Source organism: Pseudomonas sp. G5(2012), assembly GCF_000408945.1.
GTDB classification, from domain to species: domain Bacteria; phylum Pseudomonadota; class Gammaproteobacteria; order Pseudomonadales; family Pseudomonadaceae; genus Aquipseudomonas; species Aquipseudomonas umsongensis.
In genome coordinates this window covers 1-18,464 of the sequence record NZ_APIO01000045.1, presented here as the reverse complement: position 1 = coordinate 18,464, position 18,464 = coordinate 1, and the positions used below count along the sequence as shown (strand labels likewise).

20 protein-coding genes are annotated in these 18,464 nt (G+C 60.0%); 7 read left to right on the top strand and 13 right to left on the bottom strand.

Annotated features, from left to right (window positions below; genetic code table 11):
* Nucleotides 1–8: 8 nt before the first annotated feature.
* The 4 genes from PG5_RS15795 to dinG form a co-directional block, all read right to left on the bottom strand.
* Complete coding sequence (locus PG5_RS15795) at nucleotides 9–1,109, bottom strand: OmpA family protein (RefSeq protein WP_020798110.1); 1,101 nt, start codon at nucleotides 1,107–1,109, stop codon at nucleotides 9–11.
* A 113-nt stretch (nucleotides 1,110–1,222) separates the two neighbouring features.
* Nucleotides 1,223–2,368 carry a serine hydrolase domain-containing protein gene (locus PG5_RS15790; protein ID WP_020798109.1) on the bottom strand — a complete coding sequence of 382 codons (1,146 nt, stop codon included), beginning with the start codon at nucleotides 2,366–2,368 and terminating at the stop codon, nucleotides 1,223–1,225.
* A gap of 170 nt (nucleotides 2,369–2,538) precedes the next feature.
* Nucleotides 2,539–5,049, bottom strand: coding sequence for a beta-galactosidase (locus tag PG5_RS15785; protein WP_020798107.1), 2,511 nt, complete (start codon nucleotides 5,047–5,049; stop codon nucleotides 2,539–2,541).
* Between the two features lie 95 nt (nucleotides 5,050–5,144).
* Nucleotides 5,145–7,289, bottom strand: a complete 2,145-nt coding sequence (gene dinG / locus PG5_RS15780) for an ATP-dependent DNA helicase DinG (RefSeq protein ID WP_008056816.1) — start codon at nucleotides 7,287–7,289, stop codon at nucleotides 5,145–5,147.
* 99 nt (nucleotides 7,290–7,388) lie between these two features.
* Between dinG and PG5_RS15775 the strand changes: the two genes are divergently transcribed.
* On the top strand, nucleotides 7,389–7,853 hold the full coding sequence (locus PG5_RS15775; RefSeq protein WP_020798105.1) for a CopD family protein: 465 nt from the start codon (nucleotides 7,389–7,391) through the stop codon (nucleotides 7,851–7,853).
* Between the two features lie 46 nt (nucleotides 7,854–7,899).
* On the opposite strand, the gene PG5_RS15770 is transcribed toward PG5_RS15775, so the two are convergent.
* The 4 genes from PG5_RS15770 to PG5_RS15755 form a co-directional block, all read right to left on the bottom strand.
* Nucleotides 7,900–8,658: a collagen-like protein gene (locus PG5_RS15770; protein ID WP_020798104.1), complete on the bottom strand. Its 759-nt coding sequence runs from the start codon at nucleotides 8,656–8,658 to the stop codon at nucleotides 7,900–7,902.
* Nucleotides 8,651–8,929: a DUF1145 domain-containing protein gene (locus PG5_RS15765; RefSeq protein WP_020798103.1), complete on the bottom strand. Its 279-nt coding sequence runs from the start codon at nucleotides 8,927–8,929 to the stop codon at nucleotides 8,651–8,653. The genes PG5_RS15770 and PG5_RS15765 overlap by 8 nt, the downstream gene beginning before the upstream one ends.
* Nucleotides 8,930–9,076: 147 nt before the next feature.
* The gene (locus PG5_RS15760) at nucleotides 9,077–9,793 is read right to left on the bottom strand and encodes an OmpA family protein (RefSeq protein ID WP_020798102.1); all 717 of its coding nucleotides are present in this window, start codon (nucleotides 9,791–9,793) and stop codon (nucleotides 9,077–9,079) included.
* Between the two features lie 90 nt (nucleotides 9,794–9,883).
* A complete protein-coding gene (locus PG5_RS15755; protein ID WP_020798101.1) occupies nucleotides 9,884–10,579 on the bottom strand; it encodes an OmpA family protein in 696 nt (231 codons plus the stop codon).
* A gap of 190 nt (nucleotides 10,580–10,769) precedes the next feature.
* Here PG5_RS15755 and PG5_RS15750 point away from each other — a divergent pair, with 190 nt between their 5' ends.
* The 4 genes from PG5_RS15750 to PG5_RS15735 all read left to right on the top strand — a co-directional run bounded on the left by PG5_RS15750 (nucleotide 10,770) and on the right by PG5_RS15735 (nucleotide 12,571).
* Nucleotides 10,770–11,267, top strand: coding sequence for a DUF6231 family protein (locus PG5_RS15750; RefSeq protein WP_020798100.1), 498 nt, complete (start codon nucleotides 10,770–10,772; stop codon nucleotides 11,265–11,267).
* A 4-nt stretch (nucleotides 11,268–11,271) separates the two neighbouring features.
* Complete coding sequence (locus PG5_RS15745) at nucleotides 11,272–11,748, top strand: YchJ family protein (RefSeq protein ID WP_008056808.1); 477 nt, start codon at nucleotides 11,272–11,274, stop codon at nucleotides 11,746–11,748.
* A 125-nt stretch (nucleotides 11,749–11,873) separates the two neighbouring features.
* Entirely contained in the window at nucleotides 11,874–12,368 is a 495-nt protein-coding gene (locus PG5_RS15740) for an LEA type 2 family protein (RefSeq protein ID WP_020798099.1), read from the top strand.
* Nucleotides 12,365–12,571, top strand: a complete 207-nt coding sequence (locus tag PG5_RS15735) for an SEC-C metal-binding domain-containing protein (RefSeq protein WP_008056806.1) — start codon at nucleotides 12,365–12,367, stop codon at nucleotides 12,569–12,571. The genes PG5_RS15740 and PG5_RS15735 overlap by 4 nt, the downstream gene beginning before the upstream one ends.
* Nucleotides 12,572–12,684: 113 nt before the next feature.
* Here the strand turns inward: PG5_RS15735 and PG5_RS15730 are convergent, their stop codons facing one another.
* Nucleotides 12,685–13,236 carry a cysteine hydrolase family protein gene (locus PG5_RS15730; RefSeq protein ID WP_042955433.1) on the bottom strand — a complete coding sequence of 184 codons (552 nt, stop codon included), beginning with the start codon at nucleotides 13,234–13,236 and terminating at the stop codon, nucleotides 12,685–12,687.
* Between the two features lie 309 nt (nucleotides 13,237–13,545).
* Here PG5_RS15730 and PG5_RS15725 point away from each other — a divergent pair, with 309 nt between their 5' ends.
* Nucleotides 13,546–13,956, top strand: coding sequence for a GNAT family N-acetyltransferase (locus tag PG5_RS15725; RefSeq protein WP_020798096.1), 411 nt, complete (start codon nucleotides 13,546–13,548; stop codon nucleotides 13,954–13,956).
* A gap of 3 nt (nucleotides 13,957–13,959) precedes the next feature.
* On the opposite strand, the gene def is transcribed toward PG5_RS15725, so the two are convergent.
* The 3 genes from def to PG5_RS15710 all read right to left on the bottom strand — a co-directional run bounded on the left by def (nucleotide 13,960) and on the right by PG5_RS15710 (nucleotide 15,827).
* On the bottom strand, nucleotides 13,960–14,499 hold the full coding sequence (gene def / locus PG5_RS15720) for a peptide deformylase (RefSeq protein ID WP_020798095.1): 540 nt from the start codon (nucleotides 14,497–14,499) through the stop codon (nucleotides 13,960–13,962).
* A gap of 2 nt (nucleotides 14,500–14,501) precedes the next feature.
* Entirely contained in the window at nucleotides 14,502–15,461 is a 960-nt protein-coding gene (locus PG5_RS15715) for a YihY/virulence factor BrkB family protein (RefSeq protein WP_020798094.1), read from the bottom strand.
* Nucleotides 15,462–15,635: 174 nt separating this feature from the next.
* A complete protein-coding gene (locus tag PG5_RS15710; RefSeq protein WP_020798093.1) occupies nucleotides 15,636–15,827 on the bottom strand; it encodes a CsbD family protein in 192 nt (63 codons plus the stop codon).
* A gap of 197 nt (nucleotides 15,828–16,024) precedes the next feature.
* Here PG5_RS15710 and PG5_RS15705 point away from each other — a divergent pair, with 197 nt between their 5' ends.
* Nucleotides 16,025–16,402, top strand: a complete 378-nt coding sequence (locus tag PG5_RS15705) for a hypothetical protein (RefSeq protein ID WP_008019269.1) — start codon at nucleotides 16,025–16,027, stop codon at nucleotides 16,400–16,402.
* Between the two features lie 90 nt (nucleotides 16,403–16,492).
* Here PG5_RS15705 and fadD1 read toward each other — a convergent pair whose 3' ends face one another.
* On the bottom strand, nucleotides 16,493–18,193 hold the full coding sequence (fadD1, locus tag PG5_RS15700) for a long-chain-fatty-acid--CoA ligase FadD1 (protein WP_020798092.1): 1,701 nt from the start codon (nucleotides 18,191–18,193) through the stop codon (nucleotides 16,493–16,495).
* Between the last annotated feature and the right edge of the window lie 271 nt (nucleotides 18,194–18,464).

The following is an 18,464-nucleotide window of genomic DNA, read 5'->3' as shown; positions in this document are numbered from 1 at the left end:
TTAACGAATCACTTCTTTGTGGTATCGGCGGCGACTTTGGTCGCGTCGGCAGCGGCTTTGGCCGGTGCGGTCTTTTTCGCTGGCGTTGCGGTTTTAGCCGGTGCCTTCTTGGCTGGAGCCTTGGCGACTTTCTTGGCCGGCGCTTTTTTCGCCACCGGTGCAGCCGCTTTCTTCGCTTCGCTTGGTGCTGGAGTCACAGGCTTGGCCACCGGTTTGATGTCCTGGGTTGCGACCATGCGCACGGGCGCCGGGGCCGGCATATTGTACTTGCTCAGCAACGCGACCATGGTGTTTTGCGGCGTTACCAACAGCTCCACTCGACGGTTCAAGGCGCGGCCCTCAACGCTGTCGTTGGCGGCACGCGGAGCTTCGCCGCCCATGCCACGCAGCATCAGGCGATCACGCTGCAGACCACTGAGGCGGAAGATCGCCGCCACGGACTGCGCACGCTCCTGACTCAGCTTCACATTGGCGGGCGCTGCGCCCGAGGTATCGCTGTGGCCGAGTACCAGCACGGCGGTCTTCGGGTCAGCTTCAAGGATTTTCGCAACGCGAGTGAACGGGCCGAGCGTCACCGGCAAGAGCATGGCCGGGCGGTCCGGGTTGAACGAGCCCTCTACGGGCGCGGTCACCACCAATACGTTTTCACGGCGTTCGAGTTGCAGGTTGCTGTCCTTGATCGCTGTGCGCAGACGCGGTTCGTAGTCGTCCAGCCAAGCCTGGGTGACTTTCGGATCGGGCATCGGCACGGCTTTGGCTGTGCTCTGCTCTTTGCCACCAAACGGCCACCACCACTTGCCATCTGCATCAGCCTCAGCCTTGGCCTTGGCCACTTCGACCGGCTTGGCTGCAGGTTTTACTTCTGGTTTTTTATCGAGCGCTTCCTCGGAACCGAACGGCCAGTACCAAGGGCTGGAACTCTCAGCCTTGGCAACCGGTGCGGCAACGGGTTTCAGCGCTGCCGGGGCTGGCGCTGGCTCCTTGGCCGCGACTTTGTCGGAAGACCCGAACGGCCACCAGCTGCCGCCGTCTACATCACTTTTAGGAGTCTGTGCGCAACCTGTAATAGCGAAGCACAGTGCCAAGGCGAGGGTGGGTTTGGTTGACATTGGATATCCACAAAAATGAAGTAGTTAAAATCAGGCCGGATCGGCCCGCATAAACAGACGGTTGGAAACTGAAAAGGCCATCGGGTTCCAGCTCCGGAACCGTTGAGCGTGATTTACAGACAAGTGGCCAGTACCCGCACAAGCTTTTGCGCGCGCGGATCCATCAAGACGTAGGGCCCCAGGGTATTTGTCACAAAACCGAACGCCACATCATGCTCGGGGTCAGCAAAACCAACGGAGCCGCCAGCACCCGGATGCCCGAACGCTCTCGCGCCCAGTCCGAAGGTGGCATTGGGCACATCCGGTTGATCGAGCATGCAGCCCAGGCCAAAGCGCGTTCGAGTCAATAAGGTCTTGTCCTCGCCGAGGCTGTGCTCGCGGGTCAGTTCATCGAGCAACTCGCCTTCGAGCAGGCTGCCATCGAGCAACCCGGTGTAAAACCCGGCCAGGCTACGGGCATTGCCGTGGCCATTGGCCGCTGGCTGCTGCATGCGTCGCCACTCCGGCTTGTTGGTACTGGTCAGAACCGACGGCGGATTGGTGAAAGCGCGGGTGGTCATGGCCGCTGGCTCACGCATGGTCACTTGCAGCAGGCGCTGGGCCGCCGCATCGCCGACATTGCCCTTGCCGCGGGCAATGTGCGCCACGCGATAGAACTCTTCATCGGCCAGACCGACGTGAAAATCCAGGCCCAAAGGCTTGGCAACCCGCGCCACGATGGACTCACCGGGACCACGACCATCCGCACGGCGCAACAGTTCTCCGACCAGCCAGCCATAAGTGATGGCCGCATAACCGTGACCTTCGCCTGGCGTCCACCAGGGCGTTTCGGCGGCCAGCGCCTCGACCATGGTTGGCCAGTCGTACAGCGCTTCGGGAGCAAGCAGCTCGCGCAACGCCGGCAGCCCGGCCTGATGGCAAAGCAGCTGGCGCAAGGTGACCGATTCTTTGCCTGCGGCGGCGAATTCCGGCCAGTAGCGAGCCACCGGGGCATCCAGTTGCAGCTTGCCTTCAGCCACCAGCTGCAGGGCGGTGACGGCGGTGAAGGTCTTGGTGCAGGAGAACAGGTTGGCAATAGTGTCGCTGTGCCAGGCTTCGGCCCCGTCCTTGTCGGCGGTGCCGGACCACAGGTCGACGACGGTTTCGCCGCCGATCTGGATGCACAACGCGGCGCCACGTTCCTGAGGATCGTCGAACAACGCCGCGAACGCTTCGCGCACTGCCTCGAACTTAAGCTCGTAATGACCCTGAATCTGCACCCGCGACTCCCCGAAGAACGTTCTGTAAAAGTGGCCCGCATTGTTCCAGCCCTTGAGGGTTTTGGGAACAGGTGCGGGCTGGGCGGTCAATCACTCGCAAAAATGACTGGACATTTGGAGTGTCTGTTCAGGCGCCTTCGCGAGCAGGCTCGCTCCCACAGGGATCGGACTCAATGACCTTTGCCGGAATGCCCACCAGCGCCCTTCCCCGGGCCTTTCCCGGCTTCGGCCTTGCGCCCGCCCTCGGCGTCGTGGCTGGCTTTGTCGACCTCAGCTGCAGCCTTCCGGGCCTCTTTGCCCAACTGATCAAGCGCCGACAGGTTGCTCTTGCGCACACTGTCGACAAAGCCCTGGAATGGCAGATCGGTAACGCCTACCAAGCCAAAGTGACCATTTTCGCCATCCAGCAGGCGCCCGGTCACGGGTTGGTCAAGGTATTGAAACCAGTGCAACCCGACAATCGACGGTTCGTTCAGCGCCTGTTTCAGGAAATTCGCGTAGGCCGGGCCACGGTCTTCTTCCTTCGCCAATTGCGTCACGCCGCCCCAGAACGGGCCGCGATCGGTTGAGCCAAAGTTGAATTCGGTGATCAACACCGGCTTGTCGAGGCTGCGCAGTTGAGCGAAGTCGTAACCATCCTGCGGTTGCAAGGTGTACATGTTGAAGCTCAGGACGTCGCAATACTGCGCACAGGACTCCACGGCTTCCGGGGTGCTGATGGCGAACCGGCCACCGAGCAGCAACTGGTTGGGCGCGTGCCACTTGAGGGAATCGGAAATGGTCTTGAAGTAGGTGTCGGCGAAAACCTTCTGGAAATATTTGAAGTCAGCCTCGATTTCCGGGTGCTCGGCGCTTGGCAACGGCGGTACGAAGCCTGGGTCTTCCATCAGTTCCCAGGCCGGCAGATCGATACCCCAGGCTTTCGACAAGCCCGCCTGGTTGCGGTATTTGTCGCGCAACTGCTTGAGGAACGCGCGCTTGGCCGGCACGTCGGTGGTCATTTTCAAGGTGGCGTACGCCAGCGCGTAACGGGCTTTCGGGTCGTCGCCGGGACCGGCCCAGGCCAGTTCGTTATCGGCGAAGTAACCGATCAGCCATGGATCGTCACGGTGATCGCGGGCGGCAATGGCCACGGCGCGCTCGGTCGCCATGGCGAAACGCGGGTCGAACGGGTCGGGCATCCCGCCCCACCAGTCGCTGCCGGTGCTGATGCTGGCGTAATCGCCGACGATCGACAGCGGCAAGGTGTAGGGAACGCGTTCCGCGTCATTCAGGGTCGCAGCGCTCCAGTTGCCGAGGGTGTTGAAGCCCCAGGCTTGCAGGCGATCGAGGGTGTGAGCGGTCCAGCGTTGTTCATCAAACGTCGCCTTGCACGGCTCGACAGGTGTTGGCTCCGCGGCTTTCGCCACCGTCGCATCGACGGCGCCGGCCTTGGCGGCTTCGGCGACACCGGATTCGGCGGTTGATGGCGCGACGGTCGGCTCGGCAGCCTTCTCGGCCGTTGCCTCTACCGCGTCAGCCTTGGCCGCCTCAGCGACTCCGGCTTTGTTATTGCTACCCAATGCACAGGGGTCGCCATACAGACGCTGCAGATTGGCGCCGTAGAAGTCGTACCACTGGCCAAAATTGAAGCCGCGGCCCTGATCCACACCATTACCACCGCGGTTATCACCTTCACCGTAGTGACTGGCCAGCGGCTCGTCAGCCTTGGGCAGGGATTCGAACATCCATTCACGACCGGCGACGTAGGTCTGGTTGACGTCCGCCGTAACGGCATTGACCCCCAGCGAGTAGAACGGGTGACCTTGTGGCGTCACCAGGTACCAGCGGCCGTCGCGTTTTTCTGTGCGAAAAAAGCCGCTGGCCTTGAACGTCGGCCCGTTGGTCCACCCGCCGAACTTGTCCAGGGAAGACTTTTCGCGCTCAGCCAGCCAGGTTTTCAGCTGCTGTTGCTCCTTGGCGGCGACGCTTTTCAGTTGTTCGTCGCTGCTGATTTTTTCTGGCCATTTGGCCCGGGTCGATTGGCCATAAGTGTCCACCAACGCGCCATAGACCGTTTGGGTCACCCCTTCGCCGTCCTGCACCCCAAAACGCTCCAGCAGGATGCTTTGGGCAACTTTCGGCTGATCCATGGACAGGCTGACCGACACTACCTGGCTACGGTCCAGTTCACCGGCACTGCTGGCCAGCAGGACGCGCTGGCCGTCGACCGTCATCGGCATCGGTGGCCCCGCCTTCATGCCTTGGCTGAGCGGCGAAGTCGGCTGCAATGGCACCAGCAGGGTCTGCGCTGGGCCGGCTGGAAGATCGACGCGACTGACCAAAGTCTTGCCGTCGTTGCTCTGGATGGTCACGTAGAGGGTCACGGCCCAGTTCATCGCGCTCTGGATCCGCAAGCTCATCACGCCCGACTGCGACCAGTCCCATGCCCCACTCTGCGGAGACAGGCGCAGGGTCGGCCGGGCTACCGGGTTGAACGTCACCCGACGCAGCACTTCACCCTCGGCGGTTTGTTCGGCGTTGGATTGCGGCAGGCTGGCGTCCTGGGTCGCCACCTGGACTACATCGGCGGGGCGCACAAAGTTGAACAGCGTCTGTTGGCCTGCGGGTGCGGCCAACAAGGGCGTTGCGAACAGGGCAAGAACGGCAGGTAGCGAGCGACGCACATAACGGCGAATCATGAGAACGATATTCTCCCTAGCGACCCGGATGGGCCAATGGAAAAGCGATGGTAGAGAGATAGACAGCGCGGTGGGCAAAACTGCCCACCGGTTTATCAGGAAATTTCACGTCGGAAGGGAGGTAACGCATTGAGGATCGCCTTGCCATAGCGCTGGGTGACCAGGCGCCGATCGAGCAAGGTGATGGTGCCGCGGTCCTCTTCGGTGCGCAGCAGGCGGCCGCAGGCCTGGACCAGTTTCAGCGAGGCATCGGGAACCGAGATTTCCATGAATGGATTGCCACCACGGGCCTCGATCCATTCGGCCAATGCCGCTTCCACCGGGTCATCCGGTACCGAGAATGGAATCTTCGCGATCACCACGTGCTCGCAGTACGCGCCCGGCAAGTCGACCCCTTCGGCGAAACTCGCCAGGCCGAACAACACGCTCGAATCCCCGCCATCGACCCGCGCCTTGTGCTTGTTCAGGGTTTCCTGCTTCGACAGGTTGCCTTGAATGAACACTTGCTTGCGCCAGTCGCGATCCAGGCCATCGAACACGTCCTGCATCTGCTTGCGCGAGGAAAACAGTACCAGCGTGCCCCTTGAGCCTTCGACCAGTTCCGGCAGATCGCGGATGATCGCCGCGGTATGGGCCGCTGCATCCCGCGGATCGGCGTTCAGGTTCGGCACCCGCAACACGCCGGCGTCGGCGTGATGGAACGGGCTCGGCACCACGGCGGTCACGGCCTTTTTCGGCAGGCCGGCGCGCATGCGAAAGCGGTCGAAGGTGCCCAGGGCAGTCAAGGTCGCGGAGGTTACGAGCGCACCATAGGCCACGTTCCACAGGTTGCGCCGGAGCATTTCCGCCGCCAGGATGGGACTGGCGTTGACCTCGATATCGAACAGCGAGCCGCTTTCCGACAAGGTCAGCCAGCGCGCCATGGGCGGGTTGTCTTCGGGGTCTTCAGCGGTGAACGCGACCCACAACTCCCAGTTGCCCGAAGAACGGGACAACAGGCTGCCGAACAGCGGATACCACTCCTCGGCCTGGTTACTGGCGATGCCGATATTGACCTCGCCGTCCATGCCTTCCTTGAGCAATTCAGTGAGGCGGGTGAACAAATCAGTCAGGCGCGCAAAGCCTTTCTTCAGTTCGATGCCCATTTCGCGCATGTGCTCGGGAATCACCCCGCCGACGAAACGGTGACGCGGGCGTTCGCGGCCTTCGACGTCTTCGCCGGGCTTGAAATCGGCAGCCTGTTCGCAGGCGGTGAACATGAACTGCTGCTGCGTCTTGATCTCCCGCGCCAGCTCTGGCACTTGCTCGATCAGTTTGCCCAGGTCACCCGGCAAGGGATGCTGGGCCAGCAGCTTGGTGAGGTTCTTGGCGGTGGTTTCCAGCCAGTCGGCGGTGGAGCGCAGGCGCGTGTAGTGGGCGAAATGACCGATGGCCTTGTCCGGCAGGTGATGGCCTTCGTCGAACACATAGATGGTGTCGCGTGGATCGGGCAGCACGGCACCGCCACCGAGTGCCAGGTCTGCCAGGACCATGTCGTGGTTGGTGACAATCACATCGACCTTGCCCATGCCTTCGCGAGCCTTGTAGAAGGCGCACTGGCCGAAGTTCGGGCAATGGCGGTTGGTGCACTGGCTGTGATCGGTGGTCAGGCGCGCCCAGTCGGCGTCCTCCAGGGCAGTGGACCAGCTGTCGCGGTCACCGTCCCACTTATTGCCGGCGAGTTTCTCGATCATGCTGGTAAACAGCTTCTGACTGGCCTCATCGACCTCGATCTTGAAACCTTCTTCCTCGAACAACTGGGCAGTGGCGGTTTGTGCGTGACCTTCCTGGAGCAACATGTCGAGCTTGGACAGGCACATGTAGCGCCCACGCCCCTTGGCCAGCGCAAAACTGAAATTCAACCCGCTGTTGCGCATCAGGTCGGGCAGATCCTTGTAGACGATCTGTTCTTGCAAGGCGACGGTGGCCGTGGCAATCACCAGGCGCTTTCCGGCCGCCTTGGCCGTGGGGATGGCCGCCAGGCTGTAGGCCACGGTCTTGCCGGTACCGGTGCCGGCTTCCACCGCGACAATCGCGGGGTCGCCACTGCGCCGGCCTTCGTCGTCGGTGTCGATGTCACCGAGGACCTTGGCGATTTCGGCGATCATCAGGCGTTGGCCGTAACGCGGCTTGAGGCTCTTCGCTTCGAGAAAACGCGAATAGGCGCCCTGGATCGTGGTTTTGAGTTCAGTGCTGATCATGGATTGTCGGGCGCAAAAAACGCTGGATAAATTTTCAGTAGTTCGGTTCGGCCGCTATCATACCCCGCTAATGAATCCCGCGCAGAACGGAGTAACCCGATGACACCTTTTAGCCTCATTTATAGCCTGCATGTACTGGCGGCCCTGGTCTGGGTCGGCGGCATGTTTTTCGCCTGGATGGTCTTGCGCCCCGCGGCCTTGAAGGCGTTGGAGGGCCCTGCCCGGTTGAAGCTGTGGCTGGAAGTGTTTCAGGGTTTTTTCCGCTGGGTCTGGGTCGCGGTGCTGTTGTTGCCGATCAGCGGCGTCGGCATGATTCATCTGCAATACACAGGATTTGAAACCGCGCCGCGTTACGTGCAGGTGATGATGGGGTTGTATGTGGTGATGACCGCGCTGTTCATCCGGATCCAGGCGTTGATGTTGCCGGAGTTGCGCGCCGCGGTGACAACCCAGGATTGGCCGGCGGGAGCTGCGGTGCTGGGGAGGATTCGCCGGTTGGTGGGGATCAATCTGATTGTAGGTCTGGTGTTGGTGGCGATTGCGGCGGTTCGGCCGACGTTGTGATCGGTCCCACGCTCTGCGTGGGAACGATCGGTCTGGGGGATGGGGGTTACAACCGCTGCACCGTCACCGAACCTGCAGCCCCCTCCTCTCCCGGTTGCCCGTCCAGGCCAGGCTTGCCACTCTTGCCGCCATCGGCCTTGTAGACCAGGCAACCCTTGGCTTTACCGCCCGCCCCCGGCTTACCACCTGGCCCGGCTACGCCACCGGCACCGCCGGCCACTTGAACCTTGATCTTGTCTGCGGGGTAATCACGAGGCACCGCCAGCCTGACCGCCGCGCCAGGCGCACCGGCCTGGCCATTGCTGCCATCGCTGCCGTCGGCACCGCGACCCGCCTGGCCCCAGGCACAACCTGGTGCCTGGCCGTTGGCCCCGTCGAGGCCGACGAATCCTGGTGCGCCCGCGCCACCGCGACCATCCACCAGCAGTTGCGGTGCCGTCAGTGCCTTGATCTGCAAGTTCAGGTTGCGCCCGGAGCGGGCAGCCTTCTGGTAAGTCCCCGGTGCGCCGCGCGCGGTGATCTGGCTGCCCTCGGACAGCTCGGCTCGGTTGACCTTCAACTCCAGCGCCTGCTCACCAGGGACAATGGTAATCCGCGCGTCACGGCCCAGGCGCAGTTCACCGACGCTGACTTCGGTCACGTTCGAGGGAATCAGCAAGGTGCCGTAGTCGGCCACTTCCAGGCGTTCCAGTTGCAAGGTGCTGGCAGTGTTGGGCAGGCGCATCAGCGAGTTGGTTTCGACACTCACCACCTGGGCGCAAGCCAATGGGCTGATGAGGGCGGCGAGCAGACAGAATTTACGCATGGGAAGCCTTAGACGGGATGGGAGCCGGGATGGTTTGCAGGTGGAAAACGCCGAAAAAGAGCACTTTCAAGCGATCGAGCCAAGGGTGGGCGCGGCCCCTGAGGCTGCGGTAGCAGAACAGCGCCTCCAGCAGATGAAGCCCCGCCAGCAGGCAGCCGGCCAGGTTGACCAACGGGTGCAGCGGATAGATGAACGGCGTGAGCAGATTGAGCAGCACCACCAGCCAGAACACCAGGGTCAACAGCTTCCCCAGCCCCCATATCACGTTCATACGCACCCCCGATCAGAATTATTATTTGCTCGCACAGTAACGGCTTCCACGCGGGATAAGCCAGAGGGCAAGCGAAAATTCCGGACGAAGATGGCAAATGGCCGACGGAACGACGTAAATCATCGCCCGACGGCTCTATTGCGCGGTTCAGCGATTGATGTGCAACTCCACGCGGCGGTTTTGCGCGCGTCCTTCTTCGGTATCATTATCGGCAACGGGCTCGCTCTCGCCCTTGCCTTCGCTGGTGACTTTATTGGGCGCAACGTGCTGGCTGAGCAGATACTCGGCGACGCTGCTGGCACGTTTTTGCGACAGTTCCTGGTTGTATTCATCCGACCCAACGCTGTCGGTATGCCCGACCACCTTGATGCTCGCGACGCTGGAGTCCTGCAGTTTACCCATCACCGAATCCAGCTTGCTTTGCATGCTGGGGGTCAAGTCAGCGCTATTGAAGGCAAACAGCACATCGTCGGCATCGCTCAGGGTAATGACTTCGGCTTGCACAGGTTCAGCCTTCACGCTGGCCGGGTATTGCGGCAGCGGGCAGCCATGATGTTCTACAGGGGTATTGGCGGGCGTGTCGGGGCAGCGATCGCGACGGTCGAATACGCCATCATCGTCTTCGTCGCCATCCTGGGCATAACAGATCAAACCACCGCTCAAGATCCCGAGCGCCGCTCCACCGGCCGCCCAACCGCTACTTTGGATAGCGCCCAGACCTCCACCGACGAGTCCGCCGATGAGGCTGCAGATCGGCCAGGTACGTTGATTGAGGGGGGCGGTGCCATCGCTGTGAGTAGCGCAACCGGTCAACAGGCTGCCAAGCAGCAGAACCGGCAAGACGGTCCTTGTGAAATTGCTCATTTTTGAAAGCTCCTGTGCCACCGGCCGATGCCGGTTACACAGGAGTAAAGACCCGCATCCACGACTGCACAAGCCGTGGATGCGAGGGCTCTAGCGGTTGATTTTGATTTCCGTGCGACGGTTCATCGCGCGACCGTCAGCAGTTTTGTTGTCGGCAACCGGCTGGCTTTCCCCGGCCCCGGAGACCGATACGAAGCTACTGCGAGGCACACCACTTTCGATCAGGTATTCCACCACCGAATGCGCGCGGCGGTCCGACAGTTTCTGGTTGTAGGCATCGCTGCCCACGCTGTCGGTGTGACCGGTCACGGTCAGTTGGGCGCTGGCTGCTTCCTGTTTCAGGCGAGTGGCGATGGTGTTGAGCTTCTCTTTATCGGCGGCTGTCAGCTTGGCCGAGTCGAACTGGAAGTTGACATCGCGGATGACGATGGTTTCTTCCTTGACGACCACGACCTCTTCAACCACTGGAGCAGGCGCTGGTGGTGGGCAACCATCGGCATCGACCTTCACGCCCCGTGGCGTGCCCGGGCACTTGTCGCGGCTATCGAGCACACCATCGCCATCTTCGTCACCATCACCGTGAACCCAGCAATAGGCTGCCGCCGTAGCACCGACTACCAACGCGCCATAACCGGCCCATGATGAACTCTCGGTCGCGCCGAGACCCGCACCTACGACACCACCGACCGCGGCACAGGTCGGCCAGTCGGTTTTCTGCAAACCTGCGCAACCAGTCAACACACTGGTTAGCAGAACCAGGGGTAATGCTGTCCGAACTATGCTCATCTAGTTTTCTCCTGAAGGATCGGCTTAGAACCGATTCAGGGAGTAAAGACCGGAGTTTTAATCTCCGCCAGCAATAGGCCATGGCAGTTTTATCTCGTGTTCACAGGGGATCGTGACTTTTCACGCAAAGCCGCTCTAGGATCGAACAAGCGGGCAGGCTAGTCTTGGCAAATCTGATTGAGGATCTTCAATGAATGCAGGTATTTCTTCACGCACGCCGCAGCAGGCGCTGGCTGCTTTGCTGGACCGTTATGCCCCTGCGCGCCTGTTGTTGATTGGCGCCAGCGAATTCCCCGCGCTTGAGGCCTTCAAGCTTGCGCATCCGGACAGCAGCGTGGCGCATACGGCGCCCGGACCGCTGCCTGCCGAGCTGGCGGCGCGCCGCTTTGACCTCGCGCTGGTGGTCGACTGCCTCGAACACCTGCCCAAGCGAGATGGGCTGAACCTGCTCGGTGGCATTCGCAACCTCAATGCCAGCCGCATCGCGGTGCTGGCCGACTTGCCCGCGAGCGGCTGGCAGGAAACCGATTTTTTCTCCCTGGCACTGCAAGCCAGCGAACGCTTCCAGCGTGACGAGCAGGTGCTGACGCTGTTCACTTATGATCTGCTTGACTACAAACAAGTACCCGACTGGCTCAACTCGCGGTTCTGGGCCAATCCGGAAAACTTTGGGAAATACTGGTGGTAACGCAATGAGTACATCCATTTGCCCTTGCGGCAGCGGCACCCTGCTCGATGCCTGCTGCGGCCATTACCATGCCGGACATCCGGCACCCTGCGCCGAAGCCCTGATGCGCTCGCGCTACAGCGCCTACGTGCTGGGCCTGATCGATTACCTGGTGGCCACCACCCTGCCCGCCCAGCAAAGCGGGCTCGATCGCCAATCGATTACTGACTGGAGTGCCCAGAGCACCTGGCTGGGCCTTGAAGTCGAAAGCTCCGAAGTGCTCGGCGGCCAGCCGGAGCATGCCTTCGTCACGTTCACCGCACGCTGGCACGACGGCAGCGGCGAGCACAGCCATCGTGAACGCTCATCGTTTGTACAGAATGCCGGACGCTGGTACTTCATCGACCCTACCGTGCAACTGGACATCGGGCGCAACGACGCCTGCCCTTGCGCGAGCGGGCACAAGTTCAAGAAGTGCTGTTCGGGGTATTTCGGTAGCTGATACAAGGTCAAAAGATCGCAGCCTGCGGCAGCTCCTACGTCGAATTGACGTACACCCTGTAGGAGCTGCCGAAGGCTGCGATCTTTTAGCGGCTAGACTGGGGTTCTAGGGAGAGAAAAACGACCATGATCACCCAGCAACTCGCACGCATTCTGCTCATACTGGCTCTTTGCCTGGGGCTCGGCGGCTGCGCGTCCTGGTTCAGCAACGATGAGCCAGACCCCGAGGTGCATCTGGTCAGGGTCGAAGTCGTGCGGGCCAAGCTGTTGGAGCAGCGGTTCGTCCTGCATTTTCGCATCGACAACCGCAATGACAGCGAGCTGACCGTGCGCGGCCTGGAGTACCGCATCCACTTGGGCGACATCCTGCTGGCCGAGGGCGAGCACGAGCACTGGATCACCGTAAACCCCAAGAGCAGTCGTTTTTACAAGGTGCCGATCCGCACCAACCTGTGGCCTAAGGTCAGGGACCTGGTCAAACAACTGAAAAACTCCGAGCAGGCCATTCCCTATCGTCTTGAAGGTGAGATGGAAACCGGTTTATTCATCGCTCACTACGTGCACCTGGCGCGTAATGGCGTGATAATCCCCGCCGATCTAATTCCGGAGCAACCTCGATGACCCAGCAACCCCATGTTCATGGCCCAGACTGCAACCACGATCATGACCATCACCAGCATGATCACGACCATGGCCATGTTCACGGCCCGAACTGCGGCCACGCACACCAGGAACCGGTGCGCAACGCCTTGAAAGACGTCGGCCGCAACGATCCTTGCCCATGCGGCAACGGCAAGAAGTTCAAGAAGTGCCACGGCGCTTGATCGGCTGATCTGTAGGGCTAGCTTGTCGGGTCGACGCTTTGCAGAAAGCGGCAGGCTGACACACCACGCTGCCTGGTTCGCCGGCAAGCCTGGCTCCTACGTAGAATCAGTCGTTAGTTCAGGATATGTGCGGTGCTGGTGACGGTGGCGTACTCGCCGTGCAAGTTCCCCAGCGACATCGCATGAACCTCTTCGGCTGAATGGGCATTGCCGAAAAAATCGGCCTTGTCGAAGGTAAAGCAGCCATCCTCCACGACCCAGGTCTCAAACCCCAGATTGCCTGCCGTGCGCGCCGTGGACTCCACCGAGTTGTGAGTCGCCACGCCAACGATAACCAGTTGCTCGATCCCCGCCTCGCGCAAAACGGCTTCCAGCCCCGTCGAACAAAACGCGTCCGGTACCTGTTTTTGAACGTGTCGTTCGCCAGGAGCAGGCAGAAACCGCGTCTGAAACTCCACCCCGGTCTGCCCAGGCCAGAACACTGAATCCTCTGAACGGGACAAATGTTGCACGTGAATCACCGGCCGAGCGCTACGGCGCCAATGGCCGAGCAGTTGCAGCATGCGCTCCTCGGCCTGGGGATTGTTCCGCCGACCGAGTTTGGGATGCAGGATGCCTTTCTGTTGGTCGATGATGATCAGCGTCGCGTTGGTCTTGAGCTCCATGCAGACTTCTCTCAGACGATTCAAAGGGGCAATTTTTGCAGATTTTTTCATAAGGACCGCTCCCATGTTGCATGGGAGCGGCCATCAACGCCGGCTCAGTGACCGAACACGCCTACCTTCTTGGCTTTCTTTTCGGTGCGCTTTTCGATGGCGGTTTTCAGCGGTTTTTTCTTCGCTGCTTTCTTCGAATCCATACCTTTGGACATGATGCGTACTCCACTGACTGGGGATGTGAGATCAGGTATACACCTATCTTCGGCGGCGTGTTCTTTTATAATCATCCGCTTTGCGCACCGACAGTCCCAGACCATGCCCGACACCCAGTACACCCGTCTCGACGAGCCGTCATGGCCGCTGATGAACAAGTTTTATCGCGCCCACCAATCGTCGATGAAGGCGGTCCGCGACGCACAATTGTGGGTTGCGCGGCGCGACGGGATCGTCGCGGCGCTGTGTTTGCGGCCGGTGTCCGGCGGGCATTGGTTGACCGGGCTGTTTGTCGACCCGGCCTGTCGCGGACAGGGTGTCGCCGCGGCATTGATCGCCGCCGCCACCCAAAACATTGAAAGCCCGGTATGGCTGTTCTGTCATCCGGACTTGCGTGATTTTTACCAACGTCGTGGCTTTGCCTTCGATCCGCCAATGCCCTACGCCATGGTCGAGCGCCTGAGTCGCTACGCGCGCAGCAAGCCGATGATTGCCATGGGCCTGGAGCCGTAACAGTCAGTCGTCTGCGTTGGGATCAAGGTCCGGGAACATCACCTCGGTAAACCCGAACTTGCTGAAATCGCTGATGCGCGACGGGTACAACCGACCGATCAGGTGATCGCACTCATGCTGCACCACCCGCGCGTGAAACCCTGAAGCGATACGCACGATCGGCTCGCCCTTGGGGTCGAACCCTTCGTAGCGGATGTGTTGATATCGATCCACCGCGCCGCGCAGGCCAGGCACCGACAGGCACCCTTCGAAACCTTCTTCCATCGTCGGGCTCAGCGGCGTGATCAGCGGATTGATCAGAATGGTCTGCGGCACCGCTTCGGCGTCCGGGTAACGTTCGCTGTGCTCAAACCCGAAGATCACCAGCTGCAGGTCGACTCCGATCTGCGGTGCGGCCAGGCCTACCCCGCCGACGCTTTCCATGGTCTGGAACATGTCGTCGATCAGTTGCCACAATTCGGGGCTGTCGAACATCTCGGCCGGCACTTGCGGGGCGATGCGCAGCAGGCGTTCATCGCCCATTTTCAGGATTTCACGGATCATGGTCAGGTTTCGTCAATGGTCGGTTTGGGTTTTGAATGATCCCGGCCCAGTCCCGACACGTGGTGTTTTTCCTCATGGACGGGTCCATGCTCGCCGGGAACCTTCTCGCCAGGGTCTTTGCCCTCTCGCGACATGTGCTCGATCACCGCATTCATTTCCGCTCCCAGCAGCAACACCGCGGCGGAAATGTAGAAGTACAGCAACAGCACGATGATCGCACCGATACTGCCATACATGGCGTTGTAGTTGGCGAATTCCTTGACGTACAAACCAAAGCCCAGGGACGCGATGATCCAAACCACCACTGACAGCACCGAACCTGGCGTGATGAAGCGGAACTCCTGTTTGACGTCGGGCATGACGTAGTAGATCAAAGCGACGGCAACCATCAACAAAATCACGATCATCGGCCAGCGCACGATGCTCCACAGCGTGACAATGAAGTACTCAAGACCAACTTGCGATGCGATCCAGCTCATCACCTGCGGCCCTAGCACCATCAGGGCGGCAGCGATAAGCAGCATACCGGCGATGCCGACGGTGTAGATGATCGACAGCGGAAAGCGCTTCCACGCCGGCCGGCCTTCAACCACATCGTAGGCGGCATTCATCGCGCTCATCATCAAGCGCACGCCGGCCGACGCGGTCCACAGGGCAATCACGATACCCACCGACAGCAGTCCCCCCTTGGATTGCTGGAGCTGGTCGATCACCGGGTTCACTTGCTCGAGCGCCTGGGGTGGCAACACCAGCTCCGATTGCAGGCGCAACCAGGAAAAAAAGTCTGGCAGATGCAGGAAGCCGATCAGGGCAATCAGGAACAGGATGAAAGGAAACAACGAAAACAGCATCTGATAGGCCAGCGCCGAGGCATAGGTCGACATCTCGTCATCGACGAACTCGGTGACCGTGCGCATCATCACACGGTGGATAGGCAGGCCTCTCATGTCTGGAAAAATCATTAGCGTCTCCATTCGCCGCAATCAAGATAGGGTTGAAGTCGTGGCGACTCAGGGGCTGTTTTCTACATCAAAGCAGTTTACTTGGCGACTTTGAAACGATTTCCGTGCTCAAGTTCAGGCTGACACAAAAACGGCCATCCGTGGATGGCCGTCGCTTTTGCCAATCAGGCCGAATCAGGCCTTGTCGACGCCTTTTTTGACAGCGTCCTTGGCTTTGCCCACGGCTTGCTGAGCTTCGCCTTTCTTTTCCTGCACGACGCCTTCGGCGCGCATCTTGTCGTTGCCGGTAGCCTTACCAACGCCTTGCTTGACGTTACCAGCGGCTTCATTGGCCATGCCTTTAACTTTATCGCCTGTGCTGCTCATGGTGTTTCTCCCGAACATATTGATGAATAAAGTAGTTACAGAAGGTTGACCGGAGGCGTTTGCACGGAGTTTCATTTATTTTTATCGCGACATTTCATCGATCCGAGCAGGTTGGGCTTTATGTTTACCGGCCAACCCCCGAGAATGCGCAACGTATTCAGGCCCTGGCGCTGAAGATCCAATTTTGTAGGAATGTTATGAAACTCGATAAAAAGCAGGCCATTGCCCGCAGAAATCAGGAACTCGGCGGTGCTGTGCTTGGCGTCAACAATTGCCACTTCACCGAACTGAACCGCAACCGCAACATCTGGTGGTTCGACATTCCGGTGTCGCGCCTGGCTGTTGGCCAGTACGAGTGGATTCACCTGCTGATGCACACGCCAGACACCGACGAACTGCTGCACCTGAAAGTGCCGACGGTGTTCCTGCGCGAAAAACTCGAAGGCCTGGTGGTACGCAACGAAGGCAAGCGCAAGGCGGCCCTGAGCCTGGAACTGAGCGCCGACAAGGACTCGTTCCTGCAGGACATGCGCCCGGCGGGCACCAACGTTAATTTCGCGCCGTTCCGCCAATAACGCCCCTCTTGCTTGATCGTTCCCACGCTCTGCGTGGGAACGATCAGAACACAAACAAAAAGCCCCGCATCTGCGGGGCTTTTTGTTTGATTACGCGGCGGTTTTCTTCGCGTTGATCTTCTTCAACTCTTCATCACGCAGTTCACGACGCAGGATCTTGCCGACGTTGGTGGTCGGCAGCGCATCGCGGAACTCCACCGCTTTTGGAACCTTGTAGCCGGTGACGTTGGCGCGCATGTGCTCCATCACCTGCTCCTTGGTCAGGGTCACGCCCGGCTTGGCGACGATGAATATCTTGATCGCCTCGCCCGATTTCTCGTCCGGTACACCAATGGCCGCGCATTGCAGCACGCCCGGCAGGGTCGCCAGCACGTCTTCGAGCTCGTTCGGGTACACGTTGAAGCCGGACACCAGGATCATGTCTTTCTTGCGATCGACAATGCGCATGTAGCCATCCGCCTGGATCAGCGCGATGTCGCCGGTTTTCAACCAGCCTTCGCTGTCGAGGATTTCATCAGTGGCTTCCTGGCGCTGCCAGTAGCCCTTCATGACTTGCGGGCCTTTCACGCACAACTCACCGATTTCGCCCAATGGCTGTTCGACACCGGCATCATTGACGATTTTGCACAGGGTCGACGGCACCGGAATGCCGATGGTGCCGATCTGGATGTTCTGGATCGGGTTGACCGTGGCCACAGGGCTGGTTTCGGTCATGCCGTAACCTTCGCAGATGGCGCAACCGGTGACTGCTTTCCAGCGCTCGGCCGCCGCCAGTTGCAGGGCCATGCCGCCGGACAGAGTGACTTTCAGCGCCGAAAAATCCAGCTTGCGGAAGCCTTCGTTGTTGCACAGGGCCACGAACAAGGTGTTGAGGCCGACGAAACCGCTGAACTTCCACTTCGACAGTTCCTTGACCATCGCCGGCAGGTCGCGCGGGTTGCTGATCAGGATGTTGTGGTTGCCGATCAGCATCATCGCCATGCAATGAAAGGTGAAGGCATAGATGTGGTACAGCGGCAGCGGCGTGATCAGGATCTCGCAGCCTTCATTAAGGTTGGAGCCCATCAACGCCTTGCACTGCAGCATGTTCGCCACCAGGTTGCGGTGGGTCAGCATCGCGCCCTTGGCGACGCCAGTGGTGCCGCCGGTGTATTGCAGCACCGCGACATCGCTGCTGGCCGGGCTGGCTTCGGTCACGGGCTGGCCATGGCCCTTGCTCAGCACATCGTTGAACTTGACGGCTTTGGGCAAGTGATAGGCCGGCACCATCTTCTTCACATACTTGATCACGCTGTTGATCAGCAGGCGCTTGAGCGGTGGCAGCAGGTCCGCCACTTCTGTGACGATTACATGCTTGACCCCGGTTTTCGGCACGACGGTTTCAGCCAGGTGCGCCATGTTGGCCAGGCAAACCAGGGCTTTGGCACCGGAGTCGTTGAACTGGTGCTCCATCTCCCGCGCGGTGTACAGCGGGTTGGTGTTGACCACGATCAAGCCGGCTCGGATGGCGCCGAAGACGGCAACCGGGTACTGCAACACGTTAGGCAGTTGCACGGCGATTCGATCGCCCGGCTGTAAATCGGTATGCTGTTGCAGGTAAGCGGCAAAGGCACCGGACAATTCGTACAGCTCACCGTAGGTGATTGTCCTGCCCAGGTTGCTGAATGCCGGTTTGTTGGCGAAGCGTTGGCAGGACTGCTTCAACACTGCCTGAATATTCGGGTACTCGTCTGGATTGATGTTGGCAGCAATTCCAGCTGGGTACTTATCCTTCCAAAAGTCTTCGATCATGGAAGCCCACTCCTCAGCAACGCGAATTCAACACCGCATTTGATGCGATTATTATTGGTGTTTGTCTATAGGTGAGTCTGGCTTTTACTAGGCCGAGAAGTCACAAAGCGCGCCGAGAGTAGCAGCTTTAAAAAGGGTCGACTAGAGCCAAAATCGGCCTCTACGGTCACAATCGTGACTCAAGATTGCTAATCGGTCATTTTAGAGCAAAAAACCTATATGTCGCTGAAAGCCCCGTAAATCGGGGTATCAAAGCAAAAGATCGCAGCCT

What these genes read in the sequence shown, in the direction of transcription:
- PG5_RS15705 (WP_008019269.1), top strand. Translation starts at nt 16,025, where the DNA reads ATGAAACTCGATAAAAAGCAGGCCATTGCCCGCAGAAATCAGGAACTC.
- PG5_RS15755 (WP_020798101.1), bottom strand. Translation starts at nt 10,579, where the DNA reads ATGAGCATAGTTCGGACAGCATTACCCCTGGTTCTGCTAACCAGTGTG.
- PG5_RS15775 (WP_020798105.1), top strand. Translation starts at nt 7,389, where the DNA reads ATGACACCTTTTAGCCTCATTTATAGCCTGCATGTACTGGCGGCCCTG.
- PG5_RS15735 (WP_008056806.1), top strand. Translation starts at nt 12,365, where the DNA reads ATGACCCAGCAACCCCATGTTCATGGCCCAGACTGCAACCACGATCAT.
- PG5_RS15750 (WP_020798100.1), top strand. Translation starts at nt 10,770, where the DNA reads ATGAATGCAGGTATTTCTTCACGCACGCCGCAGCAGGCGCTGGCTGCT.
- PG5_RS15715 (WP_020798094.1), bottom strand. Translation starts at nt 15,461, where the DNA reads ATGATTTTTCCAGACATGAGAGGCCTGCCTATCCACCGTGTGATGATG.
- PG5_RS15710 (WP_020798093.1), bottom strand. Translation starts at nt 15,827, where the DNA reads ATGAGCAGCACAGGCGATAAAGTTAAAGGCATGGCCAATGAAGCCGCT.
- PG5_RS15740 (WP_020798099.1), top strand. Translation starts at nt 11,874, where the DNA reads ATGATCACCCAGCAACTCGCACGCATTCTGCTCATACTGGCTCTTTGC.
- PG5_RS15795 (WP_020798110.1), bottom strand. Translation starts at nt 1,109, where the DNA reads ATGTCAACCAAACCCACCCTCGCCTTGGCACTGTGCTTCGCTATTACA.
- fadD1 (WP_020798092.1), bottom strand. Translation starts at nt 18,193, where the DNA reads ATGATCGAAGACTTTTGGAAGGATAAGTACCCAGCTGGAATTGCTGCC.
- dinG (WP_008056816.1), bottom strand. Translation starts at nt 7,289, where the DNA reads ATGATCAGCACTGAACTCAAAACCACGATCCAGGGCGCCTATTCGCGT.
- PG5_RS15760 (WP_020798102.1), bottom strand. Translation starts at nt 9,793, where the DNA reads ATGAGCAATTTCACAAGGACCGTCTTGCCGGTTCTGCTGCTTGGCAGC.
- PG5_RS15745 (WP_008056808.1), top strand. Translation starts at nt 11,272, where the DNA reads ATGAGTACATCCATTTGCCCTTGCGGCAGCGGCACCCTGCTCGATGCC.
- PG5_RS15725 (WP_020798096.1), top strand. Translation starts at nt 13,546, where the DNA reads ATGCCCGACACCCAGTACACCCGTCTCGACGAGCCGTCATGGCCGCTG.
- PG5_RS15730 (WP_042955433.1), bottom strand. Translation starts at nt 13,236, where the DNA reads ATGGAGCTCAAGACCAACGCGACGCTGATCATCATCGACCAACAGAAA.
- PG5_RS15765 (WP_020798103.1), bottom strand. Translation starts at nt 8,929, where the DNA reads ATGAACGTGATATGGGGGCTGGGGAAGCTGTTGACCCTGGTGTTCTGG.
- PG5_RS15785 (WP_020798107.1), bottom strand. Translation starts at nt 5,049, where the DNA reads ATGATTCGCCGTTATGTGCGTCGCTCGCTACCTGCCGTTCTTGCCCTG.
- PG5_RS15770 (WP_020798104.1), bottom strand. Translation starts at nt 8,658, where the DNA reads ATGCGTAAATTCTGTCTGCTCGCCGCCCTCATCAGCCCATTGGCTTGC.
- def (WP_020798095.1), bottom strand. Translation starts at nt 14,499, where the DNA reads ATGATCCGTGAAATCCTGAAAATGGGCGATGAACGCCTGCTGCGCATC.